The sequence below is a fragment of the Ruegeria sp. BB6 genome (assembly GCF_056539385.1).
On sequence record NZ_JBQFUW010000004.1, the window covers coordinates 56,655 to 74,833 of the forward strand.

Below are 18,179 nucleotides of genomic sequence, written 5' to 3' on the forward strand. Positions count from 1 at the left end.
CAATCTCATTGGCGATCACTACCAAATGCCGGACTTTCGTCAGGTTTACGCAAGTGAGTTAGTCGCGCAACAAAACTGAGATCAACATGGATGAGTGTGCTGTTAAGCTAAACCCGAATCAAACTATATGAAAAACCAAAGTTTCCATATGTGGCCATGTGGAAAATCGTTTATCACAAATTGCGTAACCGAGCGTAGGCAGAAATGGTACAAAGCGCACATATTGGCATCAGCAAGGCTATTTCTGACAGTGAAATCAACATTTTTCAGGTTTACGGCGAACGTCGATCCGGTACAAATTTCATTGAAAAATTGATTAAGAAAAACAACACTTTAAAACCTGTTAGTAGGTTTGGATGGAAGCATGGCATACCCACTTATCCAATACTACCAAGCTGTTGTCTTTTCATCGTAGTCGTGAGAAATCCAAAGGATTGGCTCCAAAGCTTTTATCGTGCTCCCTTTGAGGTGGACCCTGGGATTTCTAAGCTATCTTTTTCGGATTTCATACGAGCTGAATGGGAAAGTATTTATACCCCCTTGGATTCAGGTTGGTCTAGGCATGGGTACGATTTGAATTATCGATTGGGCCGTGGCGAAATCCTTCAGTTGGATCGTCACCCTATTGAAGGGCGCAGGTACAAAAATGTTCTGGAGTTGAGAAGTGTAAAGTTGGCTGGGCATCTTTCGATTTTAAATCGAGGAGTTAACGCACTGATTGTGCGTTATGAAGATATTGTAAACACAACAAGTGATTTACTATTTTTACTAGCAACGGAATTTGGAATACGGTGCAAAACTACTCCCACTCCGGTTAAAAATAGAGTTGGACCAAGCTCGACGCGCCCGAACGCAGACACGATGTTTAAACCAGAAGACTTAGATCACATAACTCAAAATTTGGACCTCAAGTTAGAAGCTCGTTGCGGTTACTCGATTTAGACCCCGTTCTGGGAAATTTTGGTTTTTCCTATCTCAAAATTCGTTGAGGCAACAATAAGAGATATTTTTCAATATCTTCTAATGTTAATTTTTCTCTTCTGACAAACTCCTCCAAACAAAGACTGGCGAGATCAAATGCGCCAACAACACTGTCTGCCAAGATACAAAGCTTAGATAATTGCTCGTCGCTGAAAGATTGTAGGGTTCGAAGATCTCGGATGAAGAACGCATCCCCATCCACTATCTGAGAAAACGCTCGTCGCCGAAACTTCGTTCTTAACGAACGGCTACCCAAAACAGGTTTCAAGAAATCGAAGCTATGGAAAATGAATCCTTGATCTCTCAGCTCCCTCTCAAGATCACCGAATGTTGGTTCCTTTTCATACAATGGAAAAAAGCGAACTTCAGTTTGAACAATCATTGCTTCAGCTAGCTTATTTCGAGCATTTGAAATAACGTTTAACTCTCCACCTTGAATATCGATCTTCAAAAAATCGATGGGGGGCACGACTCCCAAGTCATCTAGCCGATCGGTAGAGATACTTTCCACATCTGCTATCTGCATCGGTCTTTTGAATCCGAGGTAGGTTGCACTTTTTAGGTCAGGCTGAAAAAGCGAAGAAAATCCAGAGTGCCTCGTCAGAAAAAGTCTTTCTTGCCCACCATCTCCAAGTGCTCGGCAGTGATAAGTTTCGTTAGATGCGGCTTTACTCAAAAGTTCTTGGTGAGCTTCAGGATTTGGTTCGAAGCCAACTACTTCAGCTTGGCCGTGTGCAAGCAGGTGTAGATAAGAGGGATCACCTTCTATTGGGTTTGCACCAACATCAACAATTTTAACAGGTTGGAAATACTCTAGTCGATCTATTAACCACACCAGCCTTTCAGTTTTTTCGTTGTTTTCATCAATATTTACTCGGCCACGAACGGGCGATTCTTTAGCCCTATCAAGTGTCCTCGACAGTGCCCTGCCTACATGATCCGGTGACGTTGCCAGTATTTTTCTCAATCGGTTTTTCTTCAAGTAACCCTTTTGACCACCTTGAATTCGTTCATATATTTTCGCCATCGGAACTGAAGGGTGTACAACAAGTGTGTCATCATGGCGTTTTTCAACGATTTCATGCAAGTGAGGAGGGTTTGTATCAAAATAGTCTCGGTGAAAAATATCCACATAGTCATAGAGATCAGTAACGTCGAAGCCTCCTTTGTGAGCAGCGGTCGAGAGTATGGCTTCATCGTTTACGCGAAGTGGTAAATGGTGGTTTTGAACCCTTTTCCTAAGCGAGAACATTTCGGGGATCAAATCTGCGCTTACTCGGGTGAACGGAAAAATACATCCATAGTTCGCGTCTTCTCCAATTTGCGCCAGTGGCTTTGAGAACTTGCGCGGTCTATCAAACCTTCGCAAATCAGCAGCAACTGCGTCACTATTATTTCCTTGCAGGATGGCTTTAACCTTTTTCGCTCCGGCATCGCTCAAAAAAACATCGGACTCTATCAAACAAAAATAATCATAACCTGAAAGTTGGTTTGCAGCGGCATAATAGCAGTAGTCTCCGCACAGCCAGCCCCAGTCTCGTGGATGAATTTTGAATTGCCAATCTGCCAGAACGGATTTTGACAAAGAAACTTTTGTCGCGTCTGGGTAGTCTAGGACGCCTTTTGTTTCGTCGCATACAACAAACGTGTTGGGTGAAACATTGCTTCTCAGACAGTCTAAGAGCCTCTGAGTTTGCAAGTTACGTTCGTGAGTTCTCACAAGGAAGGCAGTTTTTTCTATGGTCATAAGAGACTTTTGGAATCGAATACAGGCTTTGGCAACCAGACCTATCAACTAGACAGCTGAGAGTTCTCTAACGGAATTAAACGTATTTGTTCGGACAGCAACTTTGCATTGGATTAAGAACCTGCCGTTTCCCTGTCATAAATGCTTTGTAGCACGTTTCAAGAACGAAAGGTGAAAACGGGAAACAGTATGGGAAACTTTCTGCAAACGGGACTAGGCAAAGGCATCAACAAGAATATTTTTAGCTTTTAATTTCAATATGGTGCGGGTGGAGGGACTTGAACCCCCACGACTTGCGTCGCCAGAACCTAAATCTGGTGCGTCTACCAATTTCGCCACACCCGCATCGCTGACATCACCTGTCAGATTGACCGGCTCAATAGCAAAGCTTGAAACCAAGTGCGAGAGGGAAATTGAGCCAACATGAAAGATTATTAAACACAGCCCCGTAGCGTCACGTGGGCAGTGCGTTCTCTGGTCAGTTCCAGCCGGGCAGGTAGCTTACCTTGCCGCCGTTCAAGTACGGCTATCCGCCCCCCTCAAAAGAGATTCGGAGGTCGTTGCACCCATTTTTCAGGGCCCCGAAAGATTCTGAAGCGCCCGTCAGGGAATGCCGCTGCGACATTGGAAACCTTCAATAAATCCTCTGCCAAGTCACAGATTCTTGCGTAGCTGCAAGGCTTCAAAGCCCCCGCATCACATTTGCGCCACATTTCAAACGCCAAAAAATCTTATTCGCGTCAAACAAATTCCGCCTTGCCAGTAATTGATGGAGGCAAGGACTTAGTGAGTCTTTTTGCCCTCGGGCACCGTACGAGTTTTTCTGCTCAACTCTAAAACAAGGGTCGGAAACTGTGACCAATTTGATGACTTCTGCCGCAGCCGAGCAAGACGCCGTTGGTCTTGCACGCGAAAGTTTTCTTGGTGAACTCAAAACCCTGAGCCGCGACCACCCGGACACGGGTTTTGGGGTCGCGCTGCGCACACATTCTGGCGGGCATTACCTGCTCGCAAACTCACGAATGCCGTTGCCCGAAACCAAGTCTGCGGGGTTCCCGACCGGACGCCGTGTCGCCTGCCTTGAGAACAGTGAGCAGTTCAGCTCGATCGAAGTTCTCGCCGACGAGCGCGCGTTCGAGAAGATTTCCCCAAGCGCCGAAGCTGCCATTCTGGGCAACGCTTTGAATTTGATTGCTCGCATTGACACGCTGACCAGTACTCCGACCGACCATGGACAGCATCACATGGCGGCGACAGGAACCGGAGGCTAACCATGGCGCGCAACGACCATCTTCTGTCTGTCGGCAATGAAGCGCTGACGCCAATGACCTCGGCAATGGCTGCGCTGACGACGCAGATTGACCAACTGACAGAGGTGGCAGACGCCCGTTCCTCTGCCCGTCTCGCTACCCTCAAGACGCGCATGGAAAACTTCTCGGCCAGCGTTACGCTGGTTGGGCAGGTCAAGGCTGGGAAGTCCTCGATTGTGAACATCCTTGCCGGGCGCCCTGCGCTGCTGCCATCGGATGTAAACCCGTGGACATCGGTGGTAACCACACTGAACATCAACACCCGCACCGAAGGCGACACAAAGTCCAAGTTCACATTCTTCGAGCAGGAAGAGTGGGACAACCTGATGGTCGGCGGGGGTCGTTTGGGCGAACTGGCGAACCGGGCCGGTGCCGATGACGAAATGGACGATATCCGCCGTCAGATCGGCGAGATGAAGGCCAAGTCAGAGGAACGTCTGGGCAAACATTTCGACCTGATCCTTGGTCAGAGCCATCAGTATGACTATTTCGACGAAGAACTGATTCAGCGGTACGTCTGTCTGGGCGATCAAGACGACCCGGACATCAACCCAAAGACCGGGCGGTTTGCGGACGTGACCAAATCTGCGGAACTGTTCATGGACATTCCGCAATATCCGATCTCGTTGAAACTCTGCGATACGCCCGGCGTCAACGATACTTTCATGGTGCGCGAGCAGATTACCCTTCGCAGCCTGCGCGGGTCCGAAGTATGCATTGTTGTTCTGGCGGCAAGCCAAGCTCTGACGACGATGGACATGGCGCTGATGCGGATTATCGCCCAGTTTGAGAACCGTCAGATCATCTTGTTCGTAAACCGGATCGACGAACTGGCAGATCCGGTCACCCAAGTCCCTGAAATTCGCGACCGAATTCAGGACACTTTGAAGCAGAACAATATCGACACCAACACCAGCGTCGTATTCGGCAGCGCTCTTTGGGCAGAAGCCGCCATAACCGGAAACCCTGATATTCTGAATGAAGATTCCCGTCAGGCGCTGAACACATTCTATCTGGCCGCTGGGTTCGGAGATCAGGCGCCTTCGCTGGATAAGATTTGGGCGTTGTCCGGCCTGCCGGATCTGCTGTTGGCTATGAACGAACGCATTGCAGATGGTGCCGGTAACCGTCTTCTGGACCGAGTCCGGCACAAGGCCCGCAACATCGCGAGCCAAATCCGTGCCACTGCGGTCGCCAAAAGCCTGTCCGCCGGTGAAGGCGTTGTTCGTGATCTGGATGGCGTATCCACCGAAGACGCAATCGCGCAAGTCGCTGAGCAATATGATAAGAAAGCGGCTGAACTGACCTCATCCCTGCGCGAAAAAGTACTTGAGAGACTGACCTCCGCCGAGGCCAACTTTGTCAAACGGGCAACAGATTCTCTGATAGCTCATCTTGAGCAAAACGGCGAGGAAGGTACTTGGCAATACGACCCCGCAGGGCTGCGGACCCTGCAAAAAGCGGCCTATTTCAGCTTTGCTCGTTCGATGCGCAAAGAGGCCGGGGCGTTGTATGGCGCGGCAGCAGCCGACATCGAAGCCCTCTACCAGAAACTACTGGGCAACCATTTGGGCGAATTCACGATCGAAGCGCCTATTGTTCCCCGTGTGCCGCCGCCGTTGGGGATCGGACGCACCATCGCCCTGGACCTTCAAAGCACCTGGTGGCGCCGCTGGTGGCAGCGTCGAAAGGGATTTGAAGCCTATGCAGCGGACTACACTCGTCTGATTGCATCCGAAGCAAACTCGATCACCAAGGATATCGAAGAACATCAGATTGCAGCCGTCCTTGAGAACGTTCGGGCCAGCCTGTCGGATTTCATGCGTGAGCAGAAAGAAACGTTGCTGAGCATTTCAGCAGCGGCCGAAAAAGACCCAAGCCGCAATGCAGCATTGATGGCCGGTATGACGGCAAGAAAATCACCCGACGACATACTGGGCGACATCCTAAAAGATCTTAGCAACGAGGCAGCATAAGTAGCGATATGGCAAAAGATTCACAAACCCGCTTCGTCTCTAACAAAAAATGGGAACGCATCGAGCAGTGGTCCCGGCGCAAACCCGTGTTCGCTCTGATGGGCGAGTTCAGCGCCGGAAAATCCACATTGATGAACTTTCTTTTGCGCTCGCACGCATTGCCCACACAGGTGACGGCGACGCAGTTGCCCCCGGTTTGGTTTAGTTGGGGCAAGCAATCCGCCTATGTGCAAGGTCACGATGGCAGCCGCGAAAATATCGGGTTGGATCAGCTTGAATCTGTTGGGGTAAACGACGCCCAGTTCGTTCGCATTTTCCTGGAATCAGACATTCTGGAAGCTGTTGATCTGATCGACACGCCCGGCATTTCGGATCCCAAGATATCAGACGATGTCTGGCGGCGGGCGGTCGGCCAGGCAAATGGGGTGCTGTGGTGCACCCACGCTACGCAAGCCTGGCGCGAAACCGAGAGGGCAACATGGGTTTCCCTTCCCGAGAGACTTCAGAACAACTCGTTGCTGCTGGTCACGCGGGCCGATGTTCTGGGTTCCAAAGACCGCCAGAAGGTACTGCGCCGCGTCAATCGCGAGGCAGGACACTTGTTTAACCGCTCTATCCTGTTTTCAGCGCGGGACGCTATTGTCGCCCGAGACAAAAGCGGTGACGCCGAGCTGTGGGCACGCAGTGGCGGCGGAAAGATGGTCGACAGTTTTCTTGAGATTACTGAGCAAATCATGGGCAATCGCGCCGAAATTCTGTCTCGTTACCAAATAGATAGCGGCCTTCAGGCTTCGACGCGCGTGCAACCGCTTCGACCTGAAAAATCCGCGAGTGGTTCCAGCCATTCGCGGCCACTGAAACTGGTCGATCCCGTTCAGGCCGAGGACCCATCGGCAGCCAACGACGAGGTTGTGACCAATTTTCCAGTGCGCCCTGCCCGCGTTGAAGCGCGGTCGGGCGAAGCGGAACGGGCACCCAGAATCGACGCTGGCGAGGCTGATCGTTTGAGGGCCGAAATGGGAGCAGCGCCACTGGCGGATACACCCGAACAGGAAGATGATCTGCGCGCGTTCTTCAAGGAATCGCCCAGTCAAAACCTCAACCTCACCGATTTGCACTCGTCATCGATCGAAGCAGACCAGATCGACCCGATAAGTGATGAGGAATTTGGTGACGATGCCGGGATTGAACTGACATCTGCAGCCGAGTTGGACCAACCGGACGATGCTGCGTCCGAGCCGGACGCCTTTGTGGAGTCGCTGGAAGGCAAGCTGGCAAACCTGCCCGAACAAGCCGAGATCGAGGAAGAAGTAGCTGAAAGCCAGCCCGCAGACGTTTCCGTTTCCTCTATCGCTGCGCTGATGGCTGAACAAACCTCCGACACAGACGATGAGTTTGAACCGGAACCTGAATCAAACGACCTGCACGACATGCAAGTCGTGCCACTAACTAATGTCGAAGCATTGAACGGGCCGGAGCAGAACGAGCGGCTTGAGGATCTATTGAACGTTCCCGCCGGAACGCTGATTAGCGCGGCGGCAATGTGGCGCGAGATCACGCAGGACGAAGAACTGCCCCAAGACGCAGATGGATTGAAAACAATGTTCCAGTCCTTCCTTCAGGAATTCGACCAGATCGCGGCAGAACATAACGCGCGCAGTTCCAAGGGAACGATGCCGACCATCCCGAAACCCGACAAAAACAACGGCCCGGAATGGCATGTGTTGTAGATATCACTAAGGCAGAGAAACAGGACGCAAGATGTCTATCGAAGCAGCTTTAAACACCGCGATCCACACCATACCCGACTGTATAGCAGCCGGGTATGTCGATATGGAAACGGGGATGTTGCTGGGAACAAGTTTTGCCAGCCCGGAAGACGCACGCGCGCTGGACAGCTTGGCGATCGCTGTCGCCAACTTGTTTCAGGGACGCGGCATAGGTGGGTTTGAAGAACTTCTGCGTGAGGCCGGCTCTGAGGGGTCCGAAAAGACGGGTTTTGGGGAAATTGCGGTGTTTTCCAAAGGTCGGCTGAACATCTTTCTGCGCACTTCGGCCTATCCTGATCATGTGATCTGCTACACATGCCGCGACAGCGCGAATGTCGGATTGGCTCTAACGAAATCACATCTCAGCCTGGGGCCTGTCTCGGCTGCAGTTTAGACAGGACCAGAGGGGGTCTCGACATGATGGACACTGAGATACTCGATCTGCTCGAGGACATTGGGCGCACGACAGTAGCGCGTCTCAATCCCGCAGTTACTCTGACCGGAGAAACCGCTGCGGCAAGGCGTGAACAAGTGCTGCGCACCATTCGCGGCACGGTCTTGCCCCGGCGACTGGAGTTTACGGCGGCCAACGGCGATTGCCTGGCGATCGAGGTTAACAGCTCTCGGGTGACGGATGTTTTTCGCGTCCGGTCCGGCTTGGTGCCTGACTTTGAAACCCAGCAGCGCGACGCGCTGGCCGAAAGTCTGGCGCATCTCGTGTCCGACATCGCCTCGGCACCGGGTCCGCTGGAACTTATATCGCTTCAGCCAGATATCGCGCTTGAGGCCGACGATGTGGGCATTACGTTCAGCGAAATTTCCAAGGCCTGTCTCGCGATTGAGTTGCCGTCCGAACCGGTCGTTTCGATTGTCACCGATCAAACGACGTCTACGTTGCCAGATAATCCGCCTGTTTCTGACCAGAGCCTCTCAAGCCGGTTCTATGACGGCGCAGATCGTTGTTCCCTTGGGCGGATTCAGGCAAGCAAACAAGACGGAACAACCCACCGGTCCGACGGTGCCTGCGCCCCGGACCAGCCCCTGCATGCGGGTCAGAGCCTGTTGAAAAAGTTTGCTGATGATCTGGCCGGTTGGGATGGTGACGCGCTGGTGGAATTGGACTATCCGCAGCTTATTGTCATGAGACCCTCGGGCGGGAATGGCACAGCCTTGGCCGTCCTGCACGATGCCAACGAAATCATAGTGGCCGTGCACGAAGCAAGAAAACTGGGTGCCGTCGTCAATCTTTGGAAGGATCTCACCGAGGACGCGGAATGAGGTCGTTCCAAAAGTTCAAATTTTCAACGAATCCTTTCCTTAACTAGGATTCACCAGGGTAAGAGTTATGAGTGAAAATCAACGACGTGAGTTGATACGTATCGCCGAAGAAATGCACCGGGTCAGCAACGATGAGACCCGGCAGTTCATTTCTCGTATAGTCAGCGATCTTTCCAACCTGAAACCGTCCATCGCGTTTGTGGGCCAAATCAAGGCCGGAAAATCTCGCTTGATCAATGGCTTCACGGCGCAGGCCGGATACCTTCCGTCAGACGTAAACCCGTGGACAACCGTGATCACGGATATGCATTTTGGGCACCCGTCAGGTCGAACAGACGGTGCCGAGTTCCATTTCTTCGACAATCGCCAGTGGCAATCGCTCATCGCTGAGGGCGAAGAGTTGCGCAACATGTTCCCGGATGACGAGGACAGCTACAAGCGCGAGATGATAGAAGAACAGGTCGATGCGATGAAAACCCGCGCCAAGCTGCGCCTGGGTGAAAGCTACAAACACCTGCTGGGGCAACATCACGACCTTGAAAAGCTGACTTCGGACGATCTGGCGCGCTATGTATGCGCGGGCGATGAGCCGTCAGAGGACGGCACGCTTGATCCTGGGTCGGATCGCGGTCTGTATAGTGACATCACCCGCAAGGCCGAAGTGTATTTTGATATCGGTCACTTCCCGTTTCCGGTGACCGTCACGGATACGCCGGGCGTAAACGATCCGCTGCTGATCCGCGAAGAGATCTCTCGCCAATACCTAAAGGAATCTGATTTCTTTGTTGTCGTGCTGTCTGCGCATCAAGCGCTGTCGCGGGCTGATCTGAAACTGTTCCGATTGATGCAGGCACTGGAACTGGGTCAGATCGTGGTCTTTATCAACCGCGTAGACGAGCTGGGCGAGGGCGCGGATGACGCTGCCAAGGTGCGTACCGATGTGATGGACGGTTTGGAAAAGGCACTTGGAAACTCGGACATCGATGTTCTCATGGGCAGCGCACAGTGGGCTCACTATGCGCTGACAGGTGACGAAACCGGAGTGAACCACGACCAGATACTTGCATGGCTGCGTGCACATCCCGAGCTGATGAAACAGTATCTGGACGGCGTTGAAGAAATCAAAAAAGGTCCTGGTCCTATCAGCCGCGAAGGTGTCTTGCGTTTTGCGGCCATGATCGCTTCGGGTCTTCCTGATTTGCGCGGGTATGTGACCCGCGCCCTGAACGATGGTCCGCGCAACGAGCATCTTCACATGGCCTGGCAGCACCTTCACAGCTTTGCGCAAGGCGAACTTGAGCGGACCCAGGCACATCTGCGCGCCATCGAAAGCGAAAGCGCGAACACGCCGGACAGTGGGTCAGAGAATGACAAGACACTTGCGCGGCTGCGCACGCTGGTCAGAGACAAGACCGCAGGAATCGTCAACGATATGGATGAAGTCCTTGCCAACCTGCGAGGGGTAATGGACGACACCGTAGCCGAAGCAGTTTCAGACGTTGTGCGTGGACCAAGCGGTTCTTCGCCCTTGCTGGCCAAGGGCGGCGAGACGGAATTGAATTTTGGCCCCCTGCGCGACCGCATGCGAGAGCTTGTTCAAGGCGCGACACAGGTTGTGCGTCAACGAATGCTCAGCGAGCTTTATGCCATTGATATGCAAAGCAATGCTGCTTTGCGCTCATTGCCCGGATGGCAGGACACAACTGATAACCGGATGAACACCAGCGCTGTCAGGTGGTTCCGCCCGGACACCACCGCTTTGACACGCGGTATCACCGTTGAGTTGCGAGTCACCTGGCTATCGCGCCTGATATCGCGAAAGAGTGTTGTTTCGCGTGCTGAACAGATGATCGTGCAAGAGTTCGAGATGATTGGCGACGATCTTGTGGACACTGCCCGTGGGGACTTGATGGAAAGGCTGAATACAGTGCTGGATCACTATCTGGCGTTGTTGGCCGGCCACCTTGAACACCGGTCCGGTACTGGCGAGACCAACGCACGGGCCGAAGCACAAGAGGCGTTCGACAACGCTCAACGTGTTACAGACGAACTGGACGCCATTTTTGGCTCTGACCCCTCACTCAATAATTTACCCGAGGCCGCAGAATGATCGAATTTCCTGGAACCCAGCAGGAAGTCCGAAAGCTGGAACGCTTTCTGAGCACCACTGAAAATCTTCCTTCAGACCCGGTGCTGGACGACATGCGCGCGCGCGCACTGGGACATGCAGAGCGGCTGTCGAATTCGGTCAATATCGGCTTTGCAGGCGAATTTGGCGCAGGTAAGTCCAGCCTGGCCAATATGCTGGCCGGGGCCGATATTTTGCCGACAGGTCCCCAGCACTTGAAACTGCCGCTGGTGATAGTCGCTTATGCCGAAGCGCCTGAGACCACGGTTGGATGGTGGGGCAAGGAACCCAAGGTTTATTCCGGTATCGCACTTGAAAAAGCAGCGGCCGACAATCCTGACTTTATCTCAGTCGGACTGAACACTCCGGCCCTTCAAGAGATTTCATTGTTTGATTTGCCGGGCACCGGGGCGCTGGACGAATCCTACAAGCCAACACTTGATTTGCTAGAGTTTGTCGACTGCGCGATCTGGTGCACAAACGGCGCGAATGCCTGGCGCGAGACAGAACGCCACCTGTGGTCACAAGTTCCACAGAAGTTGCGCGACAACAGCCTTTTGGCCGTCACCCACGCCGACTTGCCACCTGTCCAAGAAGCCATGGACCGGGTACTGGCACGTCTGGACAAGGAAAAGGACGGAATGTTCCGTTCGGTGGTGCCAATCGGAACCCCGGTCGCGGTTCGGGCAATGGCGCAGGAACCTGAGCCTGATTTTGATCTGTGGGAAACCTGCGGGGGCCAAAACCTGGCCGAGCAGGTGCTGAAGATCGCATCAAACCGCCGATTGTCAGACTTAGAAGCCGCACGAACTGAGATAGACCGCGACTTTCAGCCCTATCTGGATTCGTTGGAGTTGTCCGAACCCGCTTCTGACCGGCCCGAGATTTCGCCGATGCATACGGCACTTGAAGCCTCGATGCCTCCGCTGGAGAACCCAATTCTTGAAGATTGGCTGGCAGCGATTGCAAGCATCTATGAAGACCTGCGCGAAAACTCTGATATTGAGCCTTCCGCGTTTCTGAGCAGTTGCCAGGAGATTGTCGAAGATTTCGCCGAACGGCTGGAACAATCAGGCGAGATCAATCCAGATGCCGATTGGATTCCCGGCGAGTTTGAAAAGGCCACGGACCTGTTGCTCTTGCTGCAATTTGAAAGCGGCGATGCACCCTTGAAGGATGCGATCAGTATTCTGGCGCAACTGAGCGACAACCTCGCTTGGGCCGGCAGCCGGGTTGAAGCCCTAAAGTCGAAAACCGGAACCTGATTTTTCACGCCTAAATTGAGCGTCACGGCAGCGATTCGAGCGCAATGGAATCGAGTCGCTATTGTTTCGGAATCAACGACCAATCCACGAGAAATTGGTACTCAGTCCGCGCTTTTAACATCCCCACAACCAACATGTAGTGGCAACCGTGACGCCCTATACCTCATCTAGTTGATCGCCAAAATCAGTTCTCAGTGAAGCCATGAGGCGGCCCCAATAAAGTCAAATTTGAAACGTCTAACGTTCTTTAGTGTCCTGCGGTTGTGTTTGGTTGTGAGTAGTTGGGCAGTTTGCCCCGTTGAATGAACCGCAAAACGATTAGAACGGGCGGGAAGAAATGAGCCACAACCAGGCTGTCGGCGCAACGCACGACGAACCGAAAATAGAAGGACTTCAACCGGGCGCCAAGCTCTTGCGCGGACAGTATGAAATCCTGCGCTTTCTCAGCAATGGTGGTTTCGGGATCACGTATCTGGCTCGTGACAGCCTCGAGCGGGACGTGGTGATCAAAGAGTGCTACCCCGGCGCCTTGTGTCACCGTAATGGGGATCTCGTCGAACCTGTTGAACCCGGCTACGAAAACGACCTGCGGTCTATTATCGAGCTTTTCATTCAGGAAGCCCGCAATCACGCTCGATTGGTACATCCCAACATTGTGGATGTGCATCAGGTCTTTGAAGACAACAACACAGCCTATATCGCCATGGATTTCATCCAAGGGTGCGATTTGTTGGACTATGTTGAAAACCCCGACAATGACGCAGGCCCAGATTTCATCGTCCAGGTTACCGAAAAGATGCTGTCGGCGGTGTCCTTCATCCACCAAAGCGGCATGTTGCACCGCGATATCTCACCAGACAACATCCTGATCGACGAAAACGGTGAGCCCGAGTTGATCGACTTTGGCGCGGCCCGGGAACAGGCCGCGAACCAGTCCGCGGCCCTTCTGACCCTGCGGGTGATCAAGGACGGGTATTCGCCTCATGAGTTTTACGTTCGAGGCGCGGAACAAGATCCCAGCAGCGACCTGTATGTCCTTGCTGCCACGCTGTATCACGCCATCAGTGGCGAACGCCCCATTGACGGCCAGACCCGACTGAACGCGTTCAACAACAGTCAGGACGACCCATATAAGCCCCTGACAGGCCGGTTCAAGGGTTATCCTGAAGGCTTCCTCGAGGCGATCGACAAAGCAATGGAAGTACACGCGACGGACCGCGTTCAAAGCGCGCTGGACTGGTTGCGCATGTTCCGCGGGCCGGGTGTGATGTTCGACACGTTCGCCTACCGCCCGGTTTCAGTCATCGTCGCGATGGATCGCAAGGACGAAGCCGCCGAAAAAGCACGGATCAAAGCCGAAAGCGAAAACGCAGAAGCCGTCGTAACCGCACTGCTGGCGGGGAACCCGGACATTGCACTGGGCAACGAAGACAAAAAAGAAGAAGAACTCGCGCAGTTCGCCCCAAAGGAAGAACCTCCAGTCGCCATAGATACAGTCGTCAAAAGCGGTTCGGGCGGCAGCGGCAAGTTGGTCGCGGGCACGGCGATCCTCGTCGCGGCACTGGCCGCCGGTGGTTTTTTCCTGACGGCTGGCAAGGAAGCTGCGACCACACAGGACGATGAAACCTTACTGGCACCAACGGCCGACGTTGCCGAAAGTGCAAACGAGGCAGTGTCTGAACAGGACGATGTGCCAACCGAAAGCGCCCCAGAAGTAACGCCCAAGCAGGTAGCAACAGAGCCAGAGCCTATCGAGCAGACCCTGGACCAACCGGCAGCTACACAAGAGGTCGAAACCTCAGCAGCCGACACCCCATCGCAGGCACCTGCAACCTCCGAGGCGGTCGAACTGAGTGAAACGCAGGTCGCGTTTTCCCACTGGGACGTTGAAATACCGTTTCAAACCTCAAAACGCAGGGCTTCTACTGGCAACGTGATCGCGATCACTGGCGTAGATAGTGCGCAGGACATGTCCGTGATCGGCGAGTGGGTTCAACGTGGTGCCGCGATCTACACCCTAAACGGCAATCCGGTGCAGGCCGACGCCAGCTTTGCCTCGCAGGTTCTTCGTGACCTGAATGTGGACCCTGACGGTTATATTCGCGTTACAGCTCGATACCGTCCATTGGGCGAAACACGCGCAAAGAACGGATTGCTGGCCCTGCCAGCGATGCGCATGGTCGGTCTGAAAAACGGATACGGGTTCACGATCCGCAATTCAAAGGGCGAAGGCTGGACAACCGTCGCCGAAACCGTTCCGTCCACGTCATCAGGCAGTTTGCGAGCTGGCGACATTTTGCTGTCGGAGACACAGACCGGTATCAGGCTTGACGGACCAGAAACACTGGACGCTGTCATGGAAGCCCTCGTGTCCGAAAACCACCCGCAGGCCCGTTTGACTGTGTTGCGAAACGGTGCCGAGGCGGATGCCATCATGCAGTTAGCGCAGGAGTGATCTGACCGGTTCATTTGTAGTCTGCCAGTGTGTTTTTGCTGAGGGATGCGCCCCAAAACCCGCGCATCCTGACGGGGACCGGCCCGTCGCGGAAAGTAAGAGTGACTTTGGTTTTTATCATCAGTGCCGTTGCGCGGTTCCGCGCAGAGGTGAGTAGCAGCCCCATGGGACAGAAGTCCTGTGGCCAAAACAAAGGTGTCGTCACCATGTTCAAATACAAAAGCCCTCTCAGCCGGCTTCTAGAAGGTGCCGGCAAACCAAAAGAAACCGAAGCCGAAGACGTAGCGGCACAGGACACGGAAACCGAAGCCGAGAAACCCGAGCCGATCGCGGATTTCAACGCTCTGCGCGAGGCGCTTGCAGGCGGCAATATGTCGAGTTCCGAAAGCTACGAGGAATCAGACGAACTGCTGCCCGAAGAAGAAATGCCAGAGTTCCCCGAACAGCAGGACGAAGACTCGGAAAAACTTGAAGCCGAGGATGAAATTGTGATGACAGAGGTCATCGCGGAAATTCAGGAAACCTCTGACGAGCCTCAAGAGTCGGAAGACACCGATTCCGAGCCGGTCGTTACGCTGCACGTAGCGAGCGACGAGCCAGAGGAAGAACCAGAGGTCGTTGTGTTCGACGCCACGCCGGAACAGCAGGTTGTCGAAGTCGTTGCCGAAGACCCTCCTATTCAGGATGAAGCACCTGCAGCGGACACGGCAGAAGACGTCGTAGCAGCTCCAGCCCCTGCACCGGCGGCCTCGGATCGTCGCGGTCGGGTCAAAACGACTTTCCTGGGATTTGAACGCGCAGATACACATGTTCAGGATTTGATCGAGACTACGGAACCCATCGACAAGACAGAGTCTGCCCAGCAGACTTTCCCGGTTGGTTGGCTCGTGGTAACGGCGGGTCCGGGCCGCGGCACCAGCATCACACTGTCCGAAGGTCTGATGCAGATCGGGCGCAACGACGATCAGGCTATCCAACTCGACTTTGGCGATACCGGTATTTCCCGCAGCAATCATGCGGTGATCGCCTATGACCCCGAAGATCGCAAATGTTATCTGGGTCATGGCGGCAAAGCCAATTTGGTTCGCCTGAACGGCAAGCCGGTTCTGAGCACCGTAGCGCTGGCCAGTGGCGATCTGATCCGCATCAGCGAAACCTCGATCCGATTCACAGCCTTCTGCGATGACGGCTTTGACTGGCGGGATTCCTGATAGATGCTGGCGAGCCCGGCATATGACATTGCGTTGATCCTCGATCAGGGTCAGCGCGACACACAGGAAGATGCCGTTGCTGCTCGTATGTTCGATGCAGCAGACGCCGCATACATCGTCGTCGCGGACGGCATGGGCGGTCACGCCGCCGGAGAGGTCGCGTCCAATCTGGTCATCAAGGCTTGGCGTGACGCTCTGGACCCCGAACTGGAGCAAGCTACACCGTCCGAGAACGCATTGATCGACGCGCTACCAGTGGCGGCAATGCTGGCCAACGCCGCGGTCGAAAACCACTGTGAAGAACAGGGCGGCGGCCTGAAAATGGGATCGACGCTGTTGGGCGTCCTGCTGTTGGCCCAGCGTGTGTTCTGGATCTCGATCGGTGACAGCCCGCTGTATCTGTTCCGCGACGGAGCCTTAAAACAGGTCAACGAGGATCACTCGATGGCGCCGGTCATAGACGCTCAACTCGCCCAGGGTATTTTGACCGAGGACGAGGCCAGGTCGCACCCTGACCGCAATCAACTGACGTCGGTCATCATGGGCGCGGCCATTCCAAAGGTGGACTGCCCCGAAACCCCGCTGAGCTTGACAGGAACGGATATTCTGATCGCAGGCAGCGACGGGCTGCAATACCTCGGTGACTTGGAAATTCAAGCCATTCTCGAAGCCAATACTGATGCACTTGCCCGAGATATAGCCGACGCGCTGTTTCAGGCGCTAAGGGCCAAAAACGATCCCGACCAGGACAATGTGTCAATCGGTGTCGTGAAACTCACAATAAATGAATGAAGGCAAAGCGACAGGACCAATGAGACCCCATCTGATCATATCCAGCCTGGCACTTGCTGCCGTAGCGGGCGCCGCCTCAGCGCAAGAGGCATGCTCGACCTATGAAATCCAGCGTGGCGACAGCCTGCGCGAACTCACCATAGAAGTCTATTCCACCGAAGACTTTCGCATCATCTATGACGCCAACCGCGATGTGATCGGGAAAAACCCGAACGTCATCCGTGTTGGTGACGTTCTGACGTTGCCCTGCCTCGAAGACATCGGCCGCGCGACGCAGCTTCCACAGACAGAGGCCGAGGCGATGGCCACTGAAATGGCGGCTGAACTGGTCAAGGCTGCCGAGGACCGTGCTGCCAAGGCAATTGCAGAAGCCAAGAAAGCCAGCGAAGACGCTGCTTTAGCCGCCAAGGCAGAGGCCAGAGAGGAAATCGAGGCCGCACGCACAGAGGCTGCGGCACTGATCCGAAATGCCGACACGACCGAGCGTCCGGGTATACGCGACCGGCAGTTGTTGCTGATCACAGGGGGCAACTACGCGCCCTTCACTGACGAAAATCTGCCTAATCGCGGCCTGTACACAAATCTCGTGGAAACCGCGATGCTGCGCGCCGCACCCGAACAAGGGTACAAGATTCAGTTCGTCAATGACTGGTCCTCGCATCTTGATCTGCTGATGCCGACACTGGCCTTCGATGCAACCTTCCCCTGGTCACGTCCGAATTGCGAAGAGACCGCTTCGCTGTCTGAAAATGACCGTGAGCGGTGCGAAACTTACAATTTTTCAAACCCGTTCTATGAAGTTGTGGACACATTCTTTGCGCGGGAAGGGTCTGGTTATGAACAGACGCTGACTTATGCCGACTTTGCGGGCACTACGATCTGCCGCCCCGAAGGATGGTCCCTTTCACATATGGATTCGGTCGGCCTGTACGAGCCTGCAATCTCGCTTATGCGACCGGTTTCACCAGATGACTGCTTCCGCGCATTGATGGACGGAACCGCTGACATCGTCGCCATCGAAGCACACCTGGCCGTCGAAGCAATCGGCCGCCTTGGATACGAGCACCGCATTATCGAAAACCCCAACCTGGCGGCGATCAAGTCGCTTAACGTCATGACCCACAAAGATAATCCGGATGGGGAAGCGATCCTTGAGACGCTCAACCAGGGTCTAGCGATCATGCAGCAATCAGGAGAGTGGCGCGACATCGTCTCAACCGCTCTGCGTCATCAAATGGAAAATGGCTAAGCCCCCCAACGGCCGCAC

At 54.1% G+C, this 18,179-nt stretch carries 13 protein-coding genes and 1 tRNA gene; 12 read left to right on the forward strand and 2 right to left on the reverse strand.

Annotated features, from left to right (window positions below; translation table 11 throughout):
• The first annotated feature begins 204 nt into the window (after positions 1-204).
• Complete coding sequence (locus ACR0B7_RS11005) at positions 205-942, forward strand: hypothetical protein (RefSeq protein ID WP_170576786.1); 738 nt, start codon at positions 205-207, stop codon at positions 940-942.
• Between the two features lie 28 nt (positions 943-970).
• Here the strand turns inward: ACR0B7_RS11005 and ACR0B7_RS11010 are convergent, their stop codons facing one another.
• A complete protein-coding gene (locus tag ACR0B7_RS11010; protein ID WP_170485885.1) occupies positions 971-2,728 on the reverse strand; it encodes an FkbM family methyltransferase in 1,758 nt (585 codons plus the stop codon).
• Positions 2,729-2,988: 260 nt separating this feature from the next.
• Positions 2,989-3,073, reverse strand: a tRNA-Leu gene (locus ACR0B7_RS11015).
• A 521-nt stretch (positions 3,074-3,594) separates the two neighbouring features.
• On the opposite strand from ACR0B7_RS11015, the gene ACR0B7_RS11020 reads away from it, so the two are divergent.
• The 11 genes from ACR0B7_RS11020 to ACR0B7_RS11070 all read left to right on the forward strand — a co-directional run bounded on the left by ACR0B7_RS11020 (position 3,595) and on the right by ACR0B7_RS11070 (position 18,161).
• On the forward strand, positions 3,595-3,999 hold the full coding sequence (locus ACR0B7_RS11020) for a hypothetical protein (protein ID WP_480681469.1): 405 nt from the start codon (positions 3,595-3,597) through the stop codon (positions 3,997-3,999).
• A 2-nt stretch (positions 4,000-4,001) separates the two neighbouring features.
• The gene (locus tag ACR0B7_RS11025) at positions 4,002-6,014 is read left to right on the forward strand and encodes a dynamin family protein (protein ID WP_170485886.1); all 2,013 of its coding nucleotides are present in this window, start codon (positions 4,002-4,004) and stop codon (positions 6,012-6,014) included.
• Between the two features lie 8 nt (positions 6,015-6,022).
• The gene (locus ACR0B7_RS11030; RefSeq protein ID WP_170485887.1) at positions 6,023-7,744 is read left to right on the forward strand and encodes a dynamin family protein; all 1,722 of its coding nucleotides are present in this window, start codon (positions 6,023-6,025) and stop codon (positions 7,742-7,744) included.
• A 31-nt stretch (positions 7,745-7,775) separates the two neighbouring features.
• Positions 7,776-8,177, forward strand: a complete 402-nt coding sequence (locus tag ACR0B7_RS11035) for a hypothetical protein (protein WP_170485888.1) — start codon at positions 7,776-7,778, stop codon at positions 8,175-8,177.
• 23 nt (positions 8,178-8,200) lie between these two features.
• A complete protein-coding gene (locus tag ACR0B7_RS11040) occupies positions 8,201-9,061 on the forward strand; it encodes a hypothetical protein (protein WP_170485889.1) in 861 nt (286 codons plus the stop codon).
• A gap of 67 nt (positions 9,062-9,128) precedes the next feature.
• Positions 9,129-11,171 carry a dynamin family protein gene (locus tag ACR0B7_RS11045; protein ID WP_170576785.1) on the forward strand — a complete coding sequence of 681 codons (2,043 nt, stop codon included), beginning with the start codon at positions 9,129-9,131 and terminating at the stop codon, positions 11,169-11,171.
• Positions 11,168-12,454, forward strand: coding sequence for a dynamin family protein (locus tag ACR0B7_RS11050; RefSeq protein WP_170485890.1), 1,287 nt, complete (start codon positions 11,168-11,170; stop codon positions 12,452-12,454). Before ACR0B7_RS11045 ends, ACR0B7_RS11050 begins: the two co-directional genes overlap by 4 nt.
• A gap of 337 nt (positions 12,455-12,791) precedes the next feature.
• The gene (locus ACR0B7_RS11055) at positions 12,792-14,909 is read left to right on the forward strand and encodes a serine/threonine protein kinase (protein WP_170576784.1); all 2,118 of its coding nucleotides are present in this window, start codon (positions 12,792-12,794) and stop codon (positions 14,907-14,909) included.
• Positions 14,910-15,010: 101 nt separating this feature from the next.
• Complete coding sequence (locus ACR0B7_RS11060; RefSeq protein WP_480681473.1) at positions 15,011-16,120, forward strand: FHA domain-containing protein; 1,110 nt, start codon at positions 15,011-15,013, stop codon at positions 16,118-16,120.
• A 3-nt stretch (positions 16,121-16,123) separates the two neighbouring features.
• The gene (locus ACR0B7_RS11065) at positions 16,124-16,912 is read left to right on the forward strand and encodes a PP2C family protein-serine/threonine phosphatase (RefSeq protein WP_170415949.1); all 789 of its coding nucleotides are present in this window, start codon (positions 16,124-16,126) and stop codon (positions 16,910-16,912) included.
• 19 nt (positions 16,913-16,931) lie between these two features.
• Positions 16,932-18,161 (forward strand): transporter substrate-binding domain-containing protein, encoded by a 1,230-nt coding sequence (locus ACR0B7_RS11070; RefSeq protein WP_170415951.1) that lies wholly within the window; start codon positions 16,932-16,934, stop codon positions 18,159-18,161.
• Positions 18,162-18,179 lie beyond the last annotated feature (18 nt).

Excerpts from the sequence above, each read along its gene's own strand:
- ACR0B7_RS11005 (WP_170576786.1), top strand. The coding sequence starts at position 205 with ATGGTACAAAGCGCACATATTGGCATCAGCAAGGCTATTTCTGACAGT.
- ACR0B7_RS11010 (WP_170485885.1), bottom strand. The coding sequence starts at position 2,728 with ATGACCATAGAAAAAACTGCCTTCCTTGTGAGAACTCACGAACGTAAC.
- ACR0B7_RS11020 (WP_480681469.1), top strand. The coding sequence starts at position 3,595 with ATGACTTCTGCCGCAGCCGAGCAAGACGCCGTTGGTCTTGCACGCGAA.
- ACR0B7_RS11025 (WP_170485886.1), top strand. The coding sequence starts at position 4,002 with ATGGCGCGCAACGACCATCTTCTGTCTGTCGGCAATGAAGCGCTGACG.
- ACR0B7_RS11030 (WP_170485887.1), top strand. The coding sequence starts at position 6,023 with ATGGCAAAAGATTCACAAACCCGCTTCGTCTCTAACAAAAAATGGGAA.
- ACR0B7_RS11035 (WP_170485888.1), top strand. The coding sequence starts at position 7,776 with ATGTCTATCGAAGCAGCTTTAAACACCGCGATCCACACCATACCCGAC.
- ACR0B7_RS11040 (WP_170485889.1), top strand. The coding sequence starts at position 8,201 with ATGATGGACACTGAGATACTCGATCTGCTCGAGGACATTGGGCGCACG.
- ACR0B7_RS11045 (WP_170576785.1), top strand. The coding sequence starts at position 9,129 with ATGAGTGAAAATCAACGACGTGAGTTGATACGTATCGCCGAAGAAATG.
- ACR0B7_RS11050 (WP_170485890.1), top strand. The coding sequence starts at position 11,168 with ATGATCGAATTTCCTGGAACCCAGCAGGAAGTCCGAAAGCTGGAACGC.
- ACR0B7_RS11055 (WP_170576784.1), top strand. The coding sequence starts at position 12,792 with ATGAGCCACAACCAGGCTGTCGGCGCAACGCACGACGAACCGAAAATA.
- ACR0B7_RS11065 (WP_170415949.1), top strand. The coding sequence starts at position 16,124 with ATGCTGGCGAGCCCGGCATATGACATTGCGTTGATCCTCGATCAGGGT.
- ACR0B7_RS11070 (WP_170415951.1), top strand. The coding sequence starts at position 16,932 with ATGAGACCCCATCTGATCATATCCAGCCTGGCACTTGCTGCCGTAGCG.